The sequence below is a fragment of the Streptomyces humicola genome (genome assembly GCF_024436035.1).
Taxonomy (GTDB): Bacteria; Actinomycetota; Actinomycetes; order Streptomycetales; family Streptomycetaceae; genus Streptantibioticus_B; species Streptantibioticus_B humicola.
The window spans coordinates 39,055-56,185 of record NZ_JANFNG010000033.1 but is presented as its reverse complement, the minus strand read 5'-3'; the positions used below and the strand labels follow the sequence as shown (position 1 = coordinate 56,185).

The 17,131-nt window shown below is 71.3% G+C and carries 13 protein-coding genes; 1 reads left to right on the top strand and 12 read right to left on the bottom strand.

The window, feature by feature from the left end; genetic code table 11:
* Positions 1 to 11: 11 nt before the first annotated feature.
* From NGB36_RS28250 to NGB36_RS28195, 12 genes are all read right to left on the bottom strand, one after another.
* Entirely contained in the window at positions 12 to 3,080 is a 3,069-nt protein-coding gene (locus NGB36_RS28250) for a helix-turn-helix transcriptional regulator (RefSeq protein WP_255923398.1), read from the bottom strand.
* An 85-nt stretch (positions 3,081 to 3,165) separates the two neighbouring features.
* Positions 3,166 to 3,429: a hypothetical protein gene (locus tag NGB36_RS28245; protein WP_255923397.1), complete on the bottom strand. Its 264-nt coding sequence runs from the start codon at positions 3,427 to 3,429 to the stop codon at positions 3,166 to 3,168.
* 151 nt (positions 3,430 to 3,580) lie between these two features.
* Positions 3,581 to 5,854, bottom strand: coding sequence for an MMPL family transporter (locus tag NGB36_RS28240; protein WP_255923396.1), 2,274 nt, complete (start codon positions 5,852 to 5,854; stop codon positions 3,581 to 3,583).
* 282 nt (positions 5,855 to 6,136) lie between these two features.
* A complete protein-coding gene (gene gatB / locus NGB36_RS28235; RefSeq protein ID WP_308288936.1) occupies positions 6,137 to 7,648 on the bottom strand; it encodes an Asp-tRNA(Asn)/Glu-tRNA(Gln) amidotransferase subunit GatB in 1,512 nt (503 codons plus the stop codon).
* Between the two features lie 25 nt (positions 7,649 to 7,673).
* On the bottom strand, positions 7,674 to 7,913 hold the full coding sequence (locus NGB36_RS28230; protein WP_255923395.1) for a hypothetical protein: 240 nt from the start codon (positions 7,911 to 7,913) through the stop codon (positions 7,674 to 7,676).
* Positions 7,914 to 7,998: 85 nt separating this feature from the next.
* Positions 7,999 to 9,492, bottom strand: coding sequence for an Asp-tRNA(Asn)/Glu-tRNA(Gln) amidotransferase subunit GatA (gatA, locus tag NGB36_RS28225; protein ID WP_255923394.1), 1,494 nt, complete (start codon positions 9,490 to 9,492; stop codon positions 7,999 to 8,001).
* Between the two features lie 5 nt (positions 9,493 to 9,497).
* Entirely contained in the window at positions 9,498 to 9,794 is a 297-nt protein-coding gene (gene gatC, locus NGB36_RS28220; RefSeq protein ID WP_255923393.1) for an Asp-tRNA(Asn)/Glu-tRNA(Gln) amidotransferase subunit GatC, read from the bottom strand.
* A gap of 133 nt (positions 9,795 to 9,927) precedes the next feature.
* Positions 9,928 to 12,114: a putative bifunctional diguanylate cyclase/phosphodiesterase gene (locus NGB36_RS28215; protein WP_255923392.1), complete on the bottom strand. Its 2,187-nt coding sequence runs from the start codon at positions 12,112 to 12,114 to the stop codon at positions 9,928 to 9,930.
* Positions 12,115 to 12,308: 194 nt separating this feature from the next.
* Positions 12,309 to 14,462, bottom strand: coding sequence for an NAD-dependent DNA ligase LigA (gene ligA, locus NGB36_RS28210; protein WP_443741615.1), 2,154 nt, complete (start codon positions 14,460 to 14,462; stop codon positions 12,309 to 12,311).
* 54 nt (positions 14,463 to 14,516) lie between these two features.
* On the bottom strand, positions 14,517 to 15,569 hold the full coding sequence (locus NGB36_RS28205) for a methionine synthase (protein WP_255923390.1): 1,053 nt from the start codon (positions 15,567 to 15,569) through the stop codon (positions 14,517 to 14,519).
* Between the two features lie 37 nt (positions 15,570 to 15,606).
* Positions 15,607 to 16,296 (bottom strand): SDR family oxidoreductase, encoded by a 690-nt coding sequence (locus NGB36_RS28200; RefSeq protein ID WP_255923389.1) that lies wholly within the window; start codon positions 16,294 to 16,296, stop codon positions 15,607 to 15,609.
* A gap of 29 nt (positions 16,297 to 16,325) precedes the next feature.
* Positions 16,326 to 16,865, bottom strand: a complete 540-nt coding sequence (locus NGB36_RS28195; RefSeq protein WP_255923388.1) for an LOG family protein — start codon at positions 16,863 to 16,865, stop codon at positions 16,326 to 16,328.
* A 77-nt stretch (positions 16,866 to 16,942) separates the two neighbouring features.
* Here NGB36_RS28195 and NGB36_RS28190 point away from each other — a divergent pair, with 77 nt between their 5' ends.
* The gene (locus NGB36_RS28190; protein WP_255923387.1) at positions 16,943 to 17,080 is read left to right on the top strand and encodes a hypothetical protein; all 138 of its coding nucleotides are present in this window, start codon (positions 16,943 to 16,945) and stop codon (positions 17,078 to 17,080) included.
* The last annotated feature ends 51 nt before the right edge of the window (positions 17,081 to 17,131 follow it).

The window sequence follows — 17,131 nt, the reverse complement described above, 5'->3', positions numbered from 1 at the left end:
GCGGTCAGGGCCTAGGCGACCGGCTCGGCGCGTTCCGTGACGAGACGGAGGCGGTGGGCCACGGCCGCCGCCTCGCCTCGGCCGGAGACGCCAAGCTTGGCAAGGATGTTGGAGACGTGCACGCTCGCCGTCTTGGGCGAGATGAACAGCTCCTCGGCGATACCGCGATTGGTCCGGCCTGCCGCGACCAGCCGCAGGACGTCGCGTTCGCGCGGCGTGAGGCCGAAGGAGTCCGCGGGGTCGACGGCGTCGGCGGGCTCCGGCATGTCGATGATCTCGGCGCCCTTCCCCGACGGCGCGGGCGGTGCGAGGCGAATGCGGGCCCGTTCCGCGAGCAGGACGATCTGCTCGCGCAGCGGACGGGCGCCGAGCCGGGCCGCGGTCTCGTGCGCCTGTGCCAGCAGCTCCTCCGCCTCCTCGCGTGCGCCGGTCCGCGCGAGCAGTGACTCCGCCCAGCGGAAGCGGGTCTGCGCCAGCTGATACGGCCGCTCCAACGGCTCGAACGCCCCGGCCGCCTCGGCCCAGTGGCGCGGCTGCGACTCGCCGCGGGCCCGGGCGAGTTCGGCCGTGAAGTGCTTGGACCACGCCTCCCACACGGGCGCGACGCACGCCAGTGAGCGTGCGGTCCGCGCGAGACGGTCGAGCACCTCGTACCGGCCCTCATCCATCCCCGGCAGGCCGCGCGCGTCCGCCTCGGTGGCCGCCCCCCGTGCCAGCAGATGCCACCAGTACGACTCGTGGCCGAGCGTCGCCAGACCTGCGTCCAGCGCTTCGACCAGGCGTGCCCGTGCCTCGGCGTGGCGCCCGCGGGCGGCGGCGACGGCGATCTCGGCCTCCGCCAGCGGTATAGCGTGCTGCGGTTCTCCTCCGGCGGGGCCGAACGCCCCGCGGCAGCCCGCCAGTCGCTCCGCCGCCCGCTCGTGGTCGCCCCGCAGCAGGGCCATCTGGGCGGCCCGCAGTTCGATGGCGGCCAGAGCGCCGCCCTTGATGCCCTCGCTCGCCGTGCCGAGGAGCGCATCGGCCGCGTCCCACTCACCGAGCGACATCAGGGCGTCGAAGAGATTGCTGCTCAGGAACGCGGTGCTGGAACGCGAGCCGCGGCGCTGGGCGACCGCGAGGCCGGTCTTCGCCGCCTGCACCGCCTCCGCCGACCGGCCGATCTGCTCCAGCGCGTGCACCAGGTTGCCGTGCGCGCGGGTGAGCGCACGCGTCGCACCGATCCGTTCGGCCCGCTCGCGCAGCTCGTACAGTTCGGTGATGCCGAGCTGCTCCTCCCCCGCGTTCACCCGCAGTGTCGCCAGCGTGACCCGTGCGTTGAGCTCGACGTCCTCGGCCTGGACCAACCGGGCGAGCTCCACGGCCCGTTCGGCCTTGGGTATGGTCTCGTCGCTCGGCGCATAGCACATCTCCCAGCCCGCCTGCTGGGCGAGAACGTCGGCGTGCACCCCCGACGGCGGCAGGCCGCTGACCAGCTCCTCGGCGCGCGCCAGCTCCTCGCAGCCGTCGCCGCGCCCGAGGCCGATCACCAGGCGTGAGCGCTCCAGCCAGAACCAGGCGGCGCGCACCGGGTCACGTCGGCAGTCGACCAGCTTCAGCGCCCGCTTCACCAGGGTGTATCCGCGGTCGCGGGAGTCGGAGAGGCGGGCGGCGACGGCGGCCTGGGCGAGCAGGTCGAGGTAGTGCAGCTGCAGGTCGGCGGTCTCCTTGTGGCAGCCGCACGGCGGGTAGGACTCGGCGGAGCCGGTGTTGCGCAGCTCGCGCCGCTCCTCCTCCGGTACGTCGTCCCACAGCTCCATCGCCCGTTCCAGCAACTTCAGCTGCTCGGCGAACGCATGGCGGCGACGCGCCTGCGCGGCGGCTTCGAGCACCGCGGGCAGGCCCTTGCTCGCGTCGTGTGCGTGATACCAGTAGCTGGCGAGACGGGCAGCCCGTTCCGGGGCGCAGACGAGACCGGGTTCGGCCTCCAGCGCCTCCGCGTAACGGCGGTTGATGCGGCTGCGCTCGCCCGGCAGCAGATCGTCGACGACTGCTTCGCGTACCAGCGCGTGGCGGAAGCGATAGCCGTCCCCGTCGTCGCTCGGCAGCAGGATGTTGGCGCCGACGGCCGCCCGCAGCGCCTCGTTCACCTCGTCGTCGGGCATGGCGGCGACGGCGGCGAGCAGCGCGTGCCCGACCTGGGAGCCGCCCTCGGCGGCGACGCGGACGATGCGCTGGGCGTCCTCCGGCAGCGCCTCCACCCGGACGAGGAGCACATCCCGCAGCGACTCGCTGATCCCGCTGTCGCAGCCCTCGCGGATGTTGCAGGAGAGCTCCTCGACGAAGAACGGGTTGCCCTCGGAGCGCTTGAAGACGCGGTCGACGAGGCTGCGGTCGGGTTCGCCCTGCAGGATGCCGGCCATCTGGCGGCGTACTTCGTCGCAGCTGAGCCGGGACAGTTCGATGCGCTGGGCGGTGCGCAGCCGGTCGAGTTCGGCGAGGAAGGGGCGCAGCGGGTGGCGGCGGTGGATGTCGTCGGTGCGGTAGGTGGCGACGATGACGACCCGCGCGCGGTGCACCGCGCGGAAGAGGTGGGCGAGCAGTTCGCGGGTGGAGCGGTCGGACCAGTGCAGGTCCTCGAAGGCGAGGACGAGGGTGCGGTCGGCGCTGAGCCGCTCGATGAGGCGGGCGGTGAGCTCGAAGAGCCGGGCGCGCCCGAACTCGTCACGCCCCTCTCGTCCTGCTTCGCCCAATTCGGGCAGGATGCGAGCCAGTTCGTCCTCGAACCCTGCGGCGGCGCGGGCGAGTTCGTCGCCGAGGCTTCGGTACAGCACGCGCAAAGCGGTGGATATCGGCTGATAGGGCAGGCCGTCGGCGCCGATCTCCACGCAGCCGCCCACCGCCGTCGTGGCGCCCGCGGCGCCCGCCGCGGCGCAGAACTCCTCCAGCAGCCGGGTCTTGCCGACGCCCGCCTCGCCTCCGACGAGCAGCGCCTGCGGCTCGCCCGCGTGGGCGCGGGCGAGCGCGGCGCCGAGCGCCTTCAGCTCACGGGCGCGGCCGACGAACACCGGGGAGACGGACTGAGTCTGCACGGAGCTGAGCATCGCACAGGGGTCCGACAATCCGGCATCGCTTATCCGGGTCGTCCCGGATACCGGGACATTCGCGCGGGACATGAACGCGGTGCATTCACGCGGCCGTACGGAACCAGGACCGCAGCCGGGAGGTGGCCTTGGGCCGCGTGACGCGGGCCCCGGTCACCGAGCGGGCCCCGGCGGCCTGCGGCTCGGCCGATTCGGCCGATTCGGTCGGTTCGGCCGGTTCGGTTGGTTCCGCCAGTGCGTCGAGCTCGGTCTCCAGCTCCTTCAGCGCCTCACGCGCCAGCCGCCATTGCGCGGCCTCGCGACGCAGCTCGGATTCCCGGTACCTGAACTCCGCTTCGTAGTAGTGCATGGCGCCCCCCTCGGGCTTCGGTCGTGGCTTGCTGACTGCCTCAAGCCTCGTCTGCAAGGGGGGCTGCGCACATCGGGCGACTTCCCGATCTCTCCACGTCCGCGGGCCTTAGGCGACAGGCCCTGTCGGCGCCCGGTGCCTTAGAAGCGCCCTATCCGGGATCCCGTATCGGGTCCGCCTCGGCGCCGGCTCCCGCTGCGCGCCCGTTCGGCTCGGTCTGGACACCGAACTCGGCAGCCACGGCGGGGTGGACCTCCTCGGGCGGTTCGATGCCGATTCTGGGCAGCCGTCGGTCCAGCCATGCGGGCAGCCACCAATTGGCGCCGCCGAGCAGGTGCATCAGCGCCGGAACGAGGAGGGTACGCAGGACGAACGCGTCCAGCGCGACGGCGGCCGCGAGCCCGATGCCGAACATCGCGATCGTCCTGTCGCCGCTGAGCACGAAGGCGAGGAATACCGAAATCATGATTACCGCGGCCGAGTTGATCACGCGGCTGGTCTCGGCGAGCCCGACGCGTACCGCGCGCCGGTTGTCGCGGGTCGCGAGCCACTCCTCGTACATCCGGCTGACCAGGAAGACCTGGTAGTCCATGGAGAGCCCGAAAAGCACCGAGAGCATGATCACCGGCAGGAAGGGCTCAATCGGGCCCGCCCTGCCCAGCCCCATCAGCTCGCTGCCCCAGCCCCACTGGAAGATCGCCACCACCACGCCGAACGAGGAGGCGACGGCGGCCATGTTCATCAGCGCCGCCTTGAGCGGTATGCCGAGGCTGCGGAAGGCGACGAGCAGCAGCACCCCGCCGAGAGCGATGACCACCCCGCCGAAGAGCGGCAGCTTGCCGACGAGCACCGCCGCGAAGTCGTCGTAGCCGGCCGTCTCACCGCCGACGTAGACCTGCAGCGAGGTGCCCTGCTCGGCGCGCGGGATCACGTCGTGGCGCAGGTGGTCGATCAGGTCGCTCGTCGCCTGCGACTGCGGAGAGCTGGTGGGGACGACCGTGATCACCTCGATGTCCCCGGCGCCCTGGGTGCTGCCCGCCGTGACGGAGGCGACACCAGGCGTGGTGCGTAGGGTGTCGGTGAGTTCGTCGGCGGCGACCCGGTCCGCGGCGTTGGAGGTCTGGGCGACGATCTGGAGCGGTCCGTTGACGCCGGGCCCGAAGCCCTCGGCGATCATGTCGTACGCCTTGCGGGTGGTGGACGTTGCCGGGTCGTTGCCCTGGTCGGAGGTGCCGAGGCGCAGGGAGAGGGTGGGCACCGCTAGGACGAGCATGACAGCGGCGGCGACGCCCGCGAGCAGCTTCGGGTGACGCTCGACGAAGGCGGACCAGCGGGCGGCAAGCCCGGTCGGCAGCTCGGGTATCGGGCCGTGCTCGGCGAGCCGCCGCCGCTCGCGCTTGCTGAGCGCCCGCTCGCCGATGACGCCGAGCAGCGCCGGCAGCAGCGTCACGGAGGCCGCTACGGTCAGCAGGACGGTGAGCGAGGCGGCGATCGCCACGCCGTTGAGGAAGCTCAGGCCGAGTGCGAGCAGCCCGAGCACGGCGACGCAAACGGTGCCGCCCGCGAAGACCACGGCACGCCCGGAGGTGGCCACCGCGCATTCCGCCGCCTGCTGCACGCTCAGGCCGCGTCTGAGCCCTCTGCGGTGCCGGGTGACGATGAACAGCGCGTAGTCGATGCCGACGCCGAGGCCGATGAGCGTGCCGAGCATCGGTGCGAAGTCGGCGACGGTCATCAGATGCCCGAGCAGTTGGATACCCATGTACGCGGTGCCGACGCCGACGACGGCGGTGGCGATGGGCAGGCACATCGCGGCGACCGAACCGAAGGCGAAGAGCAGGACGACGGCCGCGACCGCGATGCCGATGATCTCACTGAGGTGCCCGGTGGACTGCTCGGTGAGCCCGATGCCATCGCCGCCGAGCTCCACCTGCAGATCGCTCGACGAGGCCGCCTTGGCGGTGTCGACAACGCGCTGGACCTCGCTCGCCTTGAGGTGGTCGGTGGAGGCGTCGAAGGTCACGGTGGCGTAGGCGGTGCGGCCGTCCGGGCTGATCTGCGCGGTGCCGTCGGCCTCTGCTGCGGCGTCGACGGTGTACGGACTGGTCACGCTCCCGACGCCGGGGAGCCCCGCGACCTTGTCGAGGGCGCCGGTCATCCGCTGCTCCACGGAGGCGGCCCTGACCGTGGTGCCCTTGGTGCCCGTGGTGTGCCAGACGATGGTGTCGGTGTCGCCGGTCCGGCCGGGGAACGCCTCCCGCAACAGCGCGGCCGCCTTGTCGGACTCCGTGCCGGGGACGGAGTAGTTCTGCGAGTACGCGGAGCCGGTGAGGGCCGCGGCGGTCGAGACGCCTGCGAGGGCTGCCAGCCACAGAACGATGACGGCGAGGCGGCGGTGAAGACACCACCGGGCGAGTACGGCCATACCCTGAATACCTGTCTGCTTCCCTGTCCGATGGCGCCCGAATGCCGATCAACGGCGGCCGAAGCCGTGCCGTCCAGCCCTCAACAGTGGCAGCATTAAGAGATCCTTTGCGGCTTTCGTGTGCTTCCTCACAAGGGCTTATTTCCGCCTTACGCCGCCTCGGATAAGGCAATCGGCGGCCCGGAGAGCACCTCGGTGCACCGAAGAGCACCGCACCGAAGAGCACCAAGGGGCGGGGCTCCCGCCACGGGAGCCCCGCCCCTTGTGCGCTGTATGTGCAGTTCAGCCCTGAACGCCGAGCTTCTCCAGGATCAGCTCGCGCACCCGCGCCGCGTCCGCCTGGCCACGCGTCGCCTTCATCACGGCGCCGACGAGCGCACCGGCAGCGGCGACCTTGCCGCCCCGGATCTTGTCGGCGACGCCCGGGTTCGCCGCGATGGCCTCGTCCACAGCGGCGCCCAGCGCGCCCTCGTCCGAGACGACCGCAAGGCCGCGCTTGTCGACGACCTGATCCGGGTCGCCCTCGCCCGCGAGCACGCCCTCGATCACCTGGCGGGCCAGCTTGTCGTTGAGCGATCCCTCGGCGACCAGCGCGCACACCCGCGCCACCTGCTCCGGGGTGATCGGCAGCGCCGACAGCTCCACGTCGTCCTCGTTGGCGCGGCGGGCCAGCTCGCCCATCCACCACTTGCGTGCCTGGTCGGCCGGTGCGCCCGCGTCGATCGTCGCGACGATCGGATCGATCGCGCCGGCGTTGAGCACCGACTGCATCTCGTGGTCGGAGATGCCCCACTCGGCCTTGAGCCGCTGGCGGCGCACCCGTGGCAGCTCCGGCAGGGCGGCGCGCAACTCCTCGACCCATGCACGCTCGGGAGCGATGGGCACCAGGTCAGGCTCGGGGAAGTACCGGTAGTCCTCGGCCTCCTCCTTGATCCGGCCGGAGGTGGTCGAACCGGTGTCCTCGTTGAAGTGCCGGGTCTCCTGCACCACCGTGCCGCCGGAGTCGAGCACCGCGGCGTGCCGCTGGATCTCGAAGCGCACCGCACGCTCAACGGAGCGCAGCGAGTTGACGTTCTTCGTCTCCGAGCGGGTGCCGAAGGTCTCGGTGCCGTTCGGGCGCAGCGACAGGTTGACGTCGCAGCGCATCTGGCCCATCTCCATGCGGGCCTCGGAGACCCCGAGCGCCCGGATGAGCTCGCGCAGCTCGGTGACGTACGCCTTGGCGACCTCGGGCGCCCGCGCCCCCGCGCCGACGATCGGCTTGGTGACGATCTCGATCAGCGGGATGCCGGCCCGGTTGTAGTCGAGCAGCGAGTGCGAGGCTCCGTGGATCCGGCCGGTGGCGCCCCCGATATGGGTGGACTTGCCGGTGTCCTCCTCCATGTGGGCGCGTTCGATCTCGACCCGGAAGATCTCGCCGTCCTCCAGGGCGACGTCCAGATAGCCGTTGAAGGCGATCGGCTCGTCGTACTGCGAGGTCTGGAAGTTCTTCGGCATGTCCGGATAGAAGTAGTTCTTCCGGGCGAAGCGACACCACTCGGCGATCTCGCAGTTGAGCGCGAGACCGATCTTGATGGCCGACTCCACGCCGGTCGCGTTGACGACCGGCAGCGAGCCGGGCAGCCCGAGGCAGGTCGGGCAGGTCTGGCTGTTCGGCTCGGCACCGAGGCTGGTGGAACAGCAGCAGAACATCTTGGTCTTGGTGCCGAGCTCGACGTGGACCTCGAGGCCCATGACGGGGTCGTAGGACTCCAGCGCGTCCTCGTACGACACCAGTTCGTCAGTGACAGTCACGGAAAACTTTCCCTCTCAGCCCGCGTCAGTCGGCAAGCACGTCGCCGCTGTCCATCCGGCGCAGCTCGCGTACGAGCAGGGCCACGCCGGTGACGATCGCCACGCCGCCGACGACCGCGTCGATCAGCTTGAGCGTGTCGTGATCGTTGCGTGCGGTGCGCGCCTGCTTGATCACGCCCACCGAACCGAACAGCGTGGTGCCGATGGACAGGTAGGTGCCGGGCTTGGACTTCTTGAAGCCCTTGGCCTTCTGCAAGGTGCTCACCGTGCCTCCGTTCGCTTCTGCGACCGCGCGGCGAGGGGCGCGGCTTCGAATGTCATCTGCGGCCCGGCGGCCGCGCGGTCGACGCTCACAGCGCTGGTGCCTCCTCCAGCAGCGGGTGGCCCCAGCGTTCCACGAAGCCGGCCTCGACCGCGGCTCCCACCCGGTAGAGTCGGTCGTCCGCCATCGCCGGGGCGATGATCTGCAGTCCGACCGGGAGCCCGTCCTCGGGCGCGAGGCCGCACGGCAGCGACATCGCCGCATTGCCCGCAAGGTTGGCCGGGATGGTGCACAGGTCGGCGAGGTACATCGCCATCGGGTCGTCCGCACGCTCCCCGATGGGGAACGCGGTGGTCGGCGTGGTCGGCGAGACGAGCACGTCCACATCGCCGAACGCACGCTGGAAGTCGCGGGTGATCAGCGTGCGGACCTTCTGCGCCGAGCCGTAGTACGCGTCGTAGTAGCCGGAGCTGAGCGCGTACGTGCCGAGCATGATGCGGCGCTTGACCTCGGGGCCGAAGCCCGCCTCGCGGGTCAGCGCGGTGACCTCCTCCGCGGAGTGCGTGCCGTCGTCCGCGACCCGCAGGCCGTAGCGCAGGCCGTCGAAGCGCGCCAGGTTCGAGGAGCACTCGGAGGGCGCGATCACGTAGTACGCGGCGAGCGCGTACGTGAACGACGGACAGGACACCTCGACGACCTCGGCGCCCAGCTCACGCAGCAGCTCGACCGACTCGGTGAAGCGCTGCATGACGCCGGCCTGGTAGCCCTCGCCGGCGAACTCCTTGACGACGCCGACGCGCAGACCCCGGACGTCCCCGTTGCGAGCGGCCTCGACCACCGGCGGCACGGGCGCGTCGATGGATGTGGAGTCCATCGGGTCGTGGCCGGCGATGGTCTGGTGCAGCAGCGCCGCGTCGAGGACGGTACGGGCGCACGGCCCGCCCTGGTCCAGGGAGGACGAGAAGGCCACCATCCCGTACCGGGAGACGCCGCCGTAGGTGGGCTTGACGCCGACGGTGCCGGTGACGGCCGCGGGCTGGCGGATCGACCCGCCGGTGTCCGTGCCGATCGCCAGCGGCGCCTGGAAGGAGGCGAGCGCCGCGGCGGAGCCGCCGCCGGAGCCACCGGGGATGCGGGTCAGGTCCCACGGGTTGCCGGTCGGGCCGTACGCGCTGTTCTCGGTCGAGGACCCCATGGCGAACTCGTCCATGTTGGTCTTGCCGAGGATGACGACGCCGGCGTGCTTCAGGCGCTTGGTGAGCGTCGCGTCGTACGGCGGGATCCAGCCTTCGAGGATCTTGGAGCCGACGGTGGTCGGCACGCCCTCGGTGGTGAAGATGTCCTTGAGCGCGAGCGGGACACCGGCGAGCGGGCCCAGCTCCTCGCCCTTGGCTCGCTTGGCGTCGACCGCCTCGGCCGCCCCCAGCGCGCCGTCGGTGTCGACGTGCAGGAAGGCGTGCACCTTTTCGTCGACGGCGGCGATGCGGTCCAGGTGGGCCTGGGTCACCTCCACCGCGGAGGCCTCGCCGGAGGCGATGGCGGCCGCGGTCTCGGCGGCGGTGAGCCGTGTCAGGTCAGCCATGACGGTCACTCCTCCCCCAGGATCTGCGGCACCTTGAAGCGCTGCTGCTCCTGTGCAGGGGCGCCGGACAGCGCCTGCTGCGGGGTCAGCGACGGCCGGACGACGTCGGGGCGCATGACGTTGGTGAGCGGCAGCGGGTGCGAGGTGGGCGGGACGTCCTCGCCCGCCACCTCGGAGACGCGCGCCACCGCGCCGATGATCTCGTCGAGCTGTCCGGCGAAGTGATCGAGCTCTTCGTCCTTCAGCTCAAGACGCGACAGCCGGCCGAGGTGGGCGACCTCCTCGCGCGTGATGCCAGGCATGCAGCGATCCTCAGGGGTGAGTGTGTGGGTTCCGCGGCCAATCCTATGGCGGCGCGCACCTGCCCCGCGAAACGGTTTCGCCCGGCGTCCGGCTCCGGCGAGGTTGCGGGAGCATCAGCGCGGGGGTGTCACATCACTTCACAACCTGGCCGGACGGCCGTTGCGCGACCTCCGCGGCCTCCGCCGCCTCGGCGGTCTTCTCGGGCACGGCGGCCCTCTCGGCCTCCGCTGCCCTCCCGGCGAGATCGTCCGCGTCGTCCCCGCGGTGCCAGCCGCTCTTCGCGCGGATGCGCAGCCACGCCGTCGTCTCCTCCGGCGGCATCGCCGCCGCCACCAGCCAGCCCTGTATGGCGTCGCAGCCCATGTCCCGCAGGCGTTCCCATGTCTCGTCGTCCTCGACGCCCTCGGCCACCACGAGCAGGCCGAGCGAGTGCGCGAGGTCCACCGTGCAGCGGACGATCTCGGCATCCTCGGTGTCGACGACGAGCCTGGCCACGAAGGACCGGTCGATCTTCAGCTCGCTCACCGGCAGGCGGCGCAGGTGGACGAGGGAGGAATAACCCGTGCCGAAGTCGTCCAGCGACATCTTCACGCCGTGGCCGGTCAGGCCCGCGAGGGTGTCCGCAGCGCGCTGCGGGTCCTCCAGCAGGACGTGCTCGGTGATCTCCAGCTGCAGCGCGCCTGGCGGGACTCCGTGACGGGCGAGCCGGGCGGCGACGGAGCCGGCGAAGCCGGGGGTGTGCACGTCGCGCGGCGAGACGTTGACGGCGACGGGCACATCGATACCCATGTTCCGCCACCGCGCGACCTGGGCGAGCGCGGTCTCCAGCACGTACTCCGTCAACTGCGGCATCAGGCCGGAGGTCTCGGCGATGGCGATGAACTCCTCGGGGCTGACCCGGCCGCGCTCCGGGTGCACCCAGCGCACCAGGGCTTCGAGTCCCGCCACCTTGCCGTCGAACCGCACCTTGGGCTGGTAGTGCAGTTCGACGTCGCCGGAGTCCAGCGCGCGCCGCAGGTCGCCCAGCAGACCGAGCCGGTCCGGTGTGTTTCCGTCCCGTGTCGCCTCGTACACCTCGACACCGCTGCGGTCCCGCTTCGCCTCGTACATCGCCACGTCCGCGCGGCGCAGCAGCCCCTCGGCGTCAACGGCGTGGTCCGGGAAGACCGCGACGCCGGCGCTGGCCTCCAGTACCAGCGTGAGGCCGTCGAGGTTGAGGGGCGAACCGAGCGCCGCCACGAGAGTGCGGGCCACCCGCTGGGCGCGGGTCGGGGAGTCGCAGCCGGGCAGCAGCACCGCGAACTCGTCGCCGCCGAGGCGGGCGGCCTCCGCGCCGCGCGGCAGCGCGAGCCGCAGCCGGTCGGCGATCTGCAGCAGCAGGCGGTCGCCGGCCAGGTGCCCGAGGGTGTCGTTGACGGAGCGGAAGCGGTCGAGGTCGATCAGGACCAAGGCGGCGCGTTCGCCGAGCCGCTCGGCGTGGTCCAGCGCGGACCAGGTGCGTTCCAGCAGCCACTGGCGGTTGGGCAGGCCGGTGAGCGGGTCGCGCAACTGCTCCTCGGCGCGGGCGCGCGCTATCCACAGCGTGGAGTCGAGCGCGACGAGCGGCACCGCGAACAGCGGGAGCAGCACCGGCAGATGGACCGCGACGACAGCCATGAGCGGGGAGATCCCGAGGAGCGCGACGCCGACGAGCGCCTGCCGCACGAGCGCGGTACGGGCCACGCTGCGCAGCCCGACACCGCCGCGCGGGGCGACCGCGTACCACAGCAGCGCACGGGTCGCCGCGAGGTAGCACAGGGCGGCGGCGAGGACGGCCGGTACGGCGGCGATGCCCCAGCTGTCGGGGGTCCACGGGTGTTCGACCGAAGGGTGGCCGCCGGTCGCCACCAGGGCAAGGGCGGCCGCGCCTATGCCGAGGATGTCCACTGCGCCGTGCAGCAGCGCCTGCCGCCACCGGTGCCGGCGCGCCGCCCCGACGAGGACCACCACCGCCAGGCTGACCAGGACGCCCGGCACATAGCCGTAGAGCAGCAGCACGGCGAGCGTCAGCGCCGCGCCCGAGCCGGTGCCGCCCCACCAGCGGTCGCGGCCGAGGGCGACGAGGTGGCCCACGATGAGACCGGTCAGAACGGCGAACGCCCACCCGGCGGGCCCGCCGGGGAAGAGTGCACGGCCGTCGAGCAGCAGATCGGTGACTCCCCCGACCAGTGCCAGTGCCGCCGCGGCCACGACTGCTCCGCGCAGCACCGCCGGGTGCACCAGCGGTACGGCGGAGGGCCGCTGGCGCGGCGCCGTTCCGGCGTTCTCCGTCGGTTTCATGCCCGTCCCTCTCACAGCCAGGTGTGCTGCGCCCGCGGATGGCCACGCCCGGCTGCAAGATTGATGCCCGGCAGGAGCGCACCTCAACAGTAGGCTGCAAAAGCCTGTTGCGGGCAGCGATCCACAGGGGTTGCCCGAATGGAACCCTGCACAGCACATCCGTCTGGTATGCGCCGAACGGGTGAACTCCTGGACTATTCAGACGGGTTCACGGCCACCTCCTGCGCGGCCTCCGCACCCCGTTCGAGCAGCACTTCGAAGCCTGACTCGTCGAGGATCGGCACCTTGAGCTGGACCGCCTTGTCGTACTTGGAGCCGGGGTTGTCCCCCACCACGACGAATCCGGTCTTCTTGGAGACCGATCCGGTGACCTTCGCGCCGCGCCCGGCGAGCGCCTCTTTCGCGCCATCCCGTGTGTAATTCTGGAGCGTTCCGGTGACGACGACCGTCACCCCCTCCAACGGCCTAGGACCTTCGCCGGAGCCCTCTTCGGTGAATCGCACGCCCGCCGCACGCCACTTCTCGATGATCTCCCGGTGCCATGCCTCGGAGAACCACTGCTTGACCGAGGCGGCGATGGTCGGGCCGACGCCCTCGACGGCGGCCAGCTCCTCCTCGGCCGCCTCCGCGATCCGGTCCAGGTCGCGGAATTCGCGGGCCAGCGCCTCGGCGGCGACCGGCCCGACGTGGCGGATGGACAGGCCGGTGATGATCCGGGCGAGCGGACGCTCCTTGGCGGCGGCGATGTTCTCGAGCATCGCAAGAGTGTTCTTCTTCGGCTCGCCCTTCTGGTTGGCGAAGAAGGTGACGACCTTCTCCTCGCCGGTCTTGGGGTCGCGCTTCGGCAGGCCGCTGTCGGGGTCGAGGACGTAGGAGCGGATGGGCAGCAGTTCGTCGACGGTCAGGTCGAACAGATCGCCTTCGTCGCGCAACGGCGGCTCGGCGGGTTCGATCGGCTGGGTGAGCGCGGCGGCGGCGACATATCCGAGGTTCTCGATGTCGAGGCATTTGCGGCCGGCGAGGTAGTAGATGCGCTCACGCAACTGGGCAGGGCAGTAGCGCGCGTTGGGGCAGCGCAGATCGACGTCGCCCTCCTTCATCGGCTGCAACGGGGTACCGCAGTCGGGGCATTGCGACGGCATCACGAACTCGCGCTCGCTGCCGTCTCGCAGATCCGCCACGGGCCCGAGGATCTCCGGGATCACATCCCCGGCCTTGCGCAGCACGACGGTGTCGCCGATGAGGACGCCCTTGGCCTTGACCACGTCCTGGTTGTGCAGCGTGGCGAATTCGACTTCGGAGCCGGCCACCGTGACCGGTTCCACGACGGCGTACGGCGTCACCCGTCCCGTACGGCCCACGCCGACGCGGATGTCGATGAGCTTGGTGTTGACCTCCTCGGGCGGGTACTTCCACGCGATGGCCCAGCGCGGGGCGCGCGAGGTCGAGCCGAGCCTGCCCTGCAGCGGAATCTCGTCGATCTTGACGACCACTCCGTCGATCTCGTGCTCGACGGAGTGCCGGTGCTCCCCGTAGTACGCGATGAACTCCCGCACGCCCTCGATGGAGTCGACGACCTTGAAGTGCGCGGCCGTCGGCAGGCCCCATTCGTGGAGCCGCTCGTAGGCGTGCGACTGGCGGTCGATGGTGAAGCCCTCGCGGGCGCCGACGCCGTGCACCACCATGCGCAGTGGTCTGGACGCGGTGACCCGGGGATCCTTCTGGCGCAGCGATCCCGCGGCCGCGTTACGGGGGTTGGCGAACGGCTTATCACCGGCCTCGACCAGCCGTGCGTTGAGCGCCTCGAACTCGGCCATGGGGAAGTAGACCTCGCCGCGCACCTCGACGAGCGCCGGGATGCGGCTGCCCTTCAGCCGGTCGGGGATCTCGGTGATGGTGCGGATGTTCGGGGTGATGTCCTCGCCCGTGCGGCCGTCACCGCGGGTGGCGGCCCGGGTCAACCGGCCGTGCTCGTAGGTGAGGTTGACCGCGAGGCCGTCGACCTTCAACTCGCACAGGAAGTGGTACGTCAGCCCGTCGAGATCCGTGCTGATCCGCTCGGCCCAGGCGTCGAGTTCGGCGTCGTCGAAGGCGTTGTCGAGCGAGAGCATCCGCTCGCGGTGGGCGACCTCCGTGAACTCCGTCTCGTAGGAGCCGGCGACCTTCTGGGTCGGCGAGTCGGGAGTGCGCAACTGCGGGTACTCGTCCTCGAGCGCCTCCAGCCGCCGCAGCAGCTCGTCGAACTCGGCGTCGCTGATGACCGGCGCGTCCTTGACGTAGTAGCGGAAGCGGTGTTCCTCGACCTGCTCAGCCAGCTGAGCATGCCGCTCGCGTACCTCGGCGGGGATCTCCACGTCAGTCCTTCTTCCGTACAGTGCCGTCACTCGGCCGTCAGCCATCCGTCACTCAGGGTCGTCGACGAGTGTCCGGGCCGCCTTGACGCAGTGCGCCAGTGCACGACGGGCATACGTGGGCGAAGCCCCCGCAAGACCGCACGACGGAGTCACCACCACGGACTCCCCGAGAGTCCCCGGCGGCAGCCCCAGCCTGCGCCAGAGCGACCTGACACCACTGACGCTACCGGCAGGGTCTGACAATTCCGCCGGTCCTGCGCTCGAACCCGCGTCCGTGCCGGGCACCACCCCAGCGAAGAGCGCCGTGCCCCCTTCGACGGCCTCCCCGATCACGTCGTACTCACCCTCCGTGAGCAGCCCGGCATCGAACGAGACGCCCGCCACCCCGGCCCGCCGCAGCAGGCCGAACGGCACGGCGGGCGCGCACGAGTGGGCGATCACCGGCGTCCCGGCCGCCGTCACGACTTCCCGCAGCGCGCCCTCGACGACGGCCCGGTCGACGGCGCGGTGAGTGCGGTAGCCGCTCGCGGTCCGCACCCTCCCCTGCAGGACGGCGGTGAGCGACGGTTCGTCGAGCTGCAGCACCACCTCGGCGCCCGGCACCCTGCGCCGTACGTCCGCGATGTGCCGGCGCAGCCCCTCACCGAGCGAGGCGGTCAGGTCCCGGCAGGCGCCGGGGTCCGACAGCGCCGCCTGGCCGCCGTGCAGCTCGACGCAGGCGGCTAGCGTCCAGGGGCCGACCGCCTGCACCTTCAGCGGCCCTTCGTAGCCTTGGGTGAACTCCTCGAACGCGTCGAGGTCTTCCCTCAGCCATGCCCACGCGCGCCGCGTATCGCGCCCCGGCCGGTCGCCGAAGCGCCAGCCGCTGGGTTCGACGCGGGCATAGAGCTCGACGAGCATCCCGAGCGTGCGCCCGATCATGTCGGCGCCGGGCCCGCGGGCCGGCAGCTCGGGGAGGAACGGCAGCGCCTCCAGCTCCCCCGTGACCGTCCGGGCCGCCTCCCGGGCGTCCGCGCCGGGCATCGACCCGATGCCGGTCGCGGCGCCCGCGCCCCAGCCGGACTTCCTGCTCTGCGTGCTCTGCGTGCTGACATCACTCACGACGGAAGCGTAATCGCCGGTCAGGACGGGCGGACGGTCAGCGCCCCGGCCGGACGCCGAGATCCGTGACCTCGGCGTCGCGCGGCAGGTCGAGCGCGGTCAGGACGGTGGTGGCGACCGACTCGGGATCGATCCAGCGGGAGGGGTCGTAGGCCTTGCCCTCCTGCCGGTGGACCTTCTCCTGCATGGGTGTCGCGGTGCGGCCGGGGTAGACGCTGGTGACGCGGACGCCGTTGCCGTGCTCCTCCTCGCGCAGCGAGTCGGCGAGCGCCTTCAGGCCGTGCTTGCTGGCCGCGTAGGCGCTCCAGCCGGCGTTGGCGCGCAAGCCGGCGCCCGAGTTGACGAAGACGACGTGACCGCGGGAGAGCCGCAGCTGGGGAAGGAGCAGCCGGGTCAGTTCGGCGGGCGCGACGAGGTTGGCGGCGAGCGTGCGGTTCCAGACCTTGGTGGTCAGCTCGACCACCTCGCCGAGGTCGACGACGCCCGCGACGTGCAGCAACGAGTCGAGCCGGTCGGGCAGCGCCTGGTGACCGAGCGCCCAGGAGAGCCGGTCGGGTTCGGCGAGATCGCCGACGAGGGTGCGGGCGCCGGGGAACTCCTCGGCCAGCTCCTTGGCGCGGCCCGCGTCGCGCGCCAGCAGCCACAGATCGTCGCCGCGTCCGAGGAGCCGGCGCGCCAGGGCTGCACCGATGCCCGAGCCGGCACCGGTGATCACGTGAATCGACATGCCGCCATGCTCGCATCACCGCGCGCATCTCACTGCATGCCCGCCGCCTTCTCGATGTAGGCGAGGGCGCTCGCCCCGTCCTCCGCGAAGAAGACAAGCTCGGCGAGGGGCAGCGGCAGGAACCCCTCGGCCTCCATCCGCTCGAACTGCTGCTTGAGCCCGTCGTAGAACCCGGCGGTGTTGAGAAGCACAGCCGGTTTGCTGTGCATGCCGTGCTTCTTCAGCTCGAGGATCTCGGTCGCCTCGTCGAGCGTCCCCGTGCCGCCCACCATGATCACGATCGCGTCGGCGCGCTTGAGCAGCTCCGCCTTGCGCTGCGCGAGGTCCTCGGCGATCACCATCACGTCGGCCCGCGACCGTGCCTTGTCCTGCAGGAACCCCACGGAGACCCCGATCAGCGTGCCGCCGTTCTCCTCGACGCCGTCGGCCATCACCTTCATCAGGCCGGCGTCGGATCCGCCCCACACGAGGGTGTGCCCGCCCTTGCCGATCCGCTCGGCGAGCTCGCGGGCAGGCCGGGTGTACCGCTCGTCGAGATCGGCCGCGGAGCAGAAGACACAGATATTCATGCGGTCACTCTACGGGCGGGATCCGGCTATCGAACGGCCCGGCAGCGGCTGCCTGCCGACAGCCGGACCATCACGTGATGGAGCGATCAGACGACCCGACGGAATCCATCGGCCGAGAGGCGCAGGCATTGGCCGAAGCTGTGAGCCGCATGGGGGGCCACGCGACGGCCGATCTCTCCGACATCATCGTCACGGAGATCATTGACGAAGGCTGAGACGGACGATAGCCGAAACGGCGACGGACGGTCGTGTGCGGCGACCGTCCG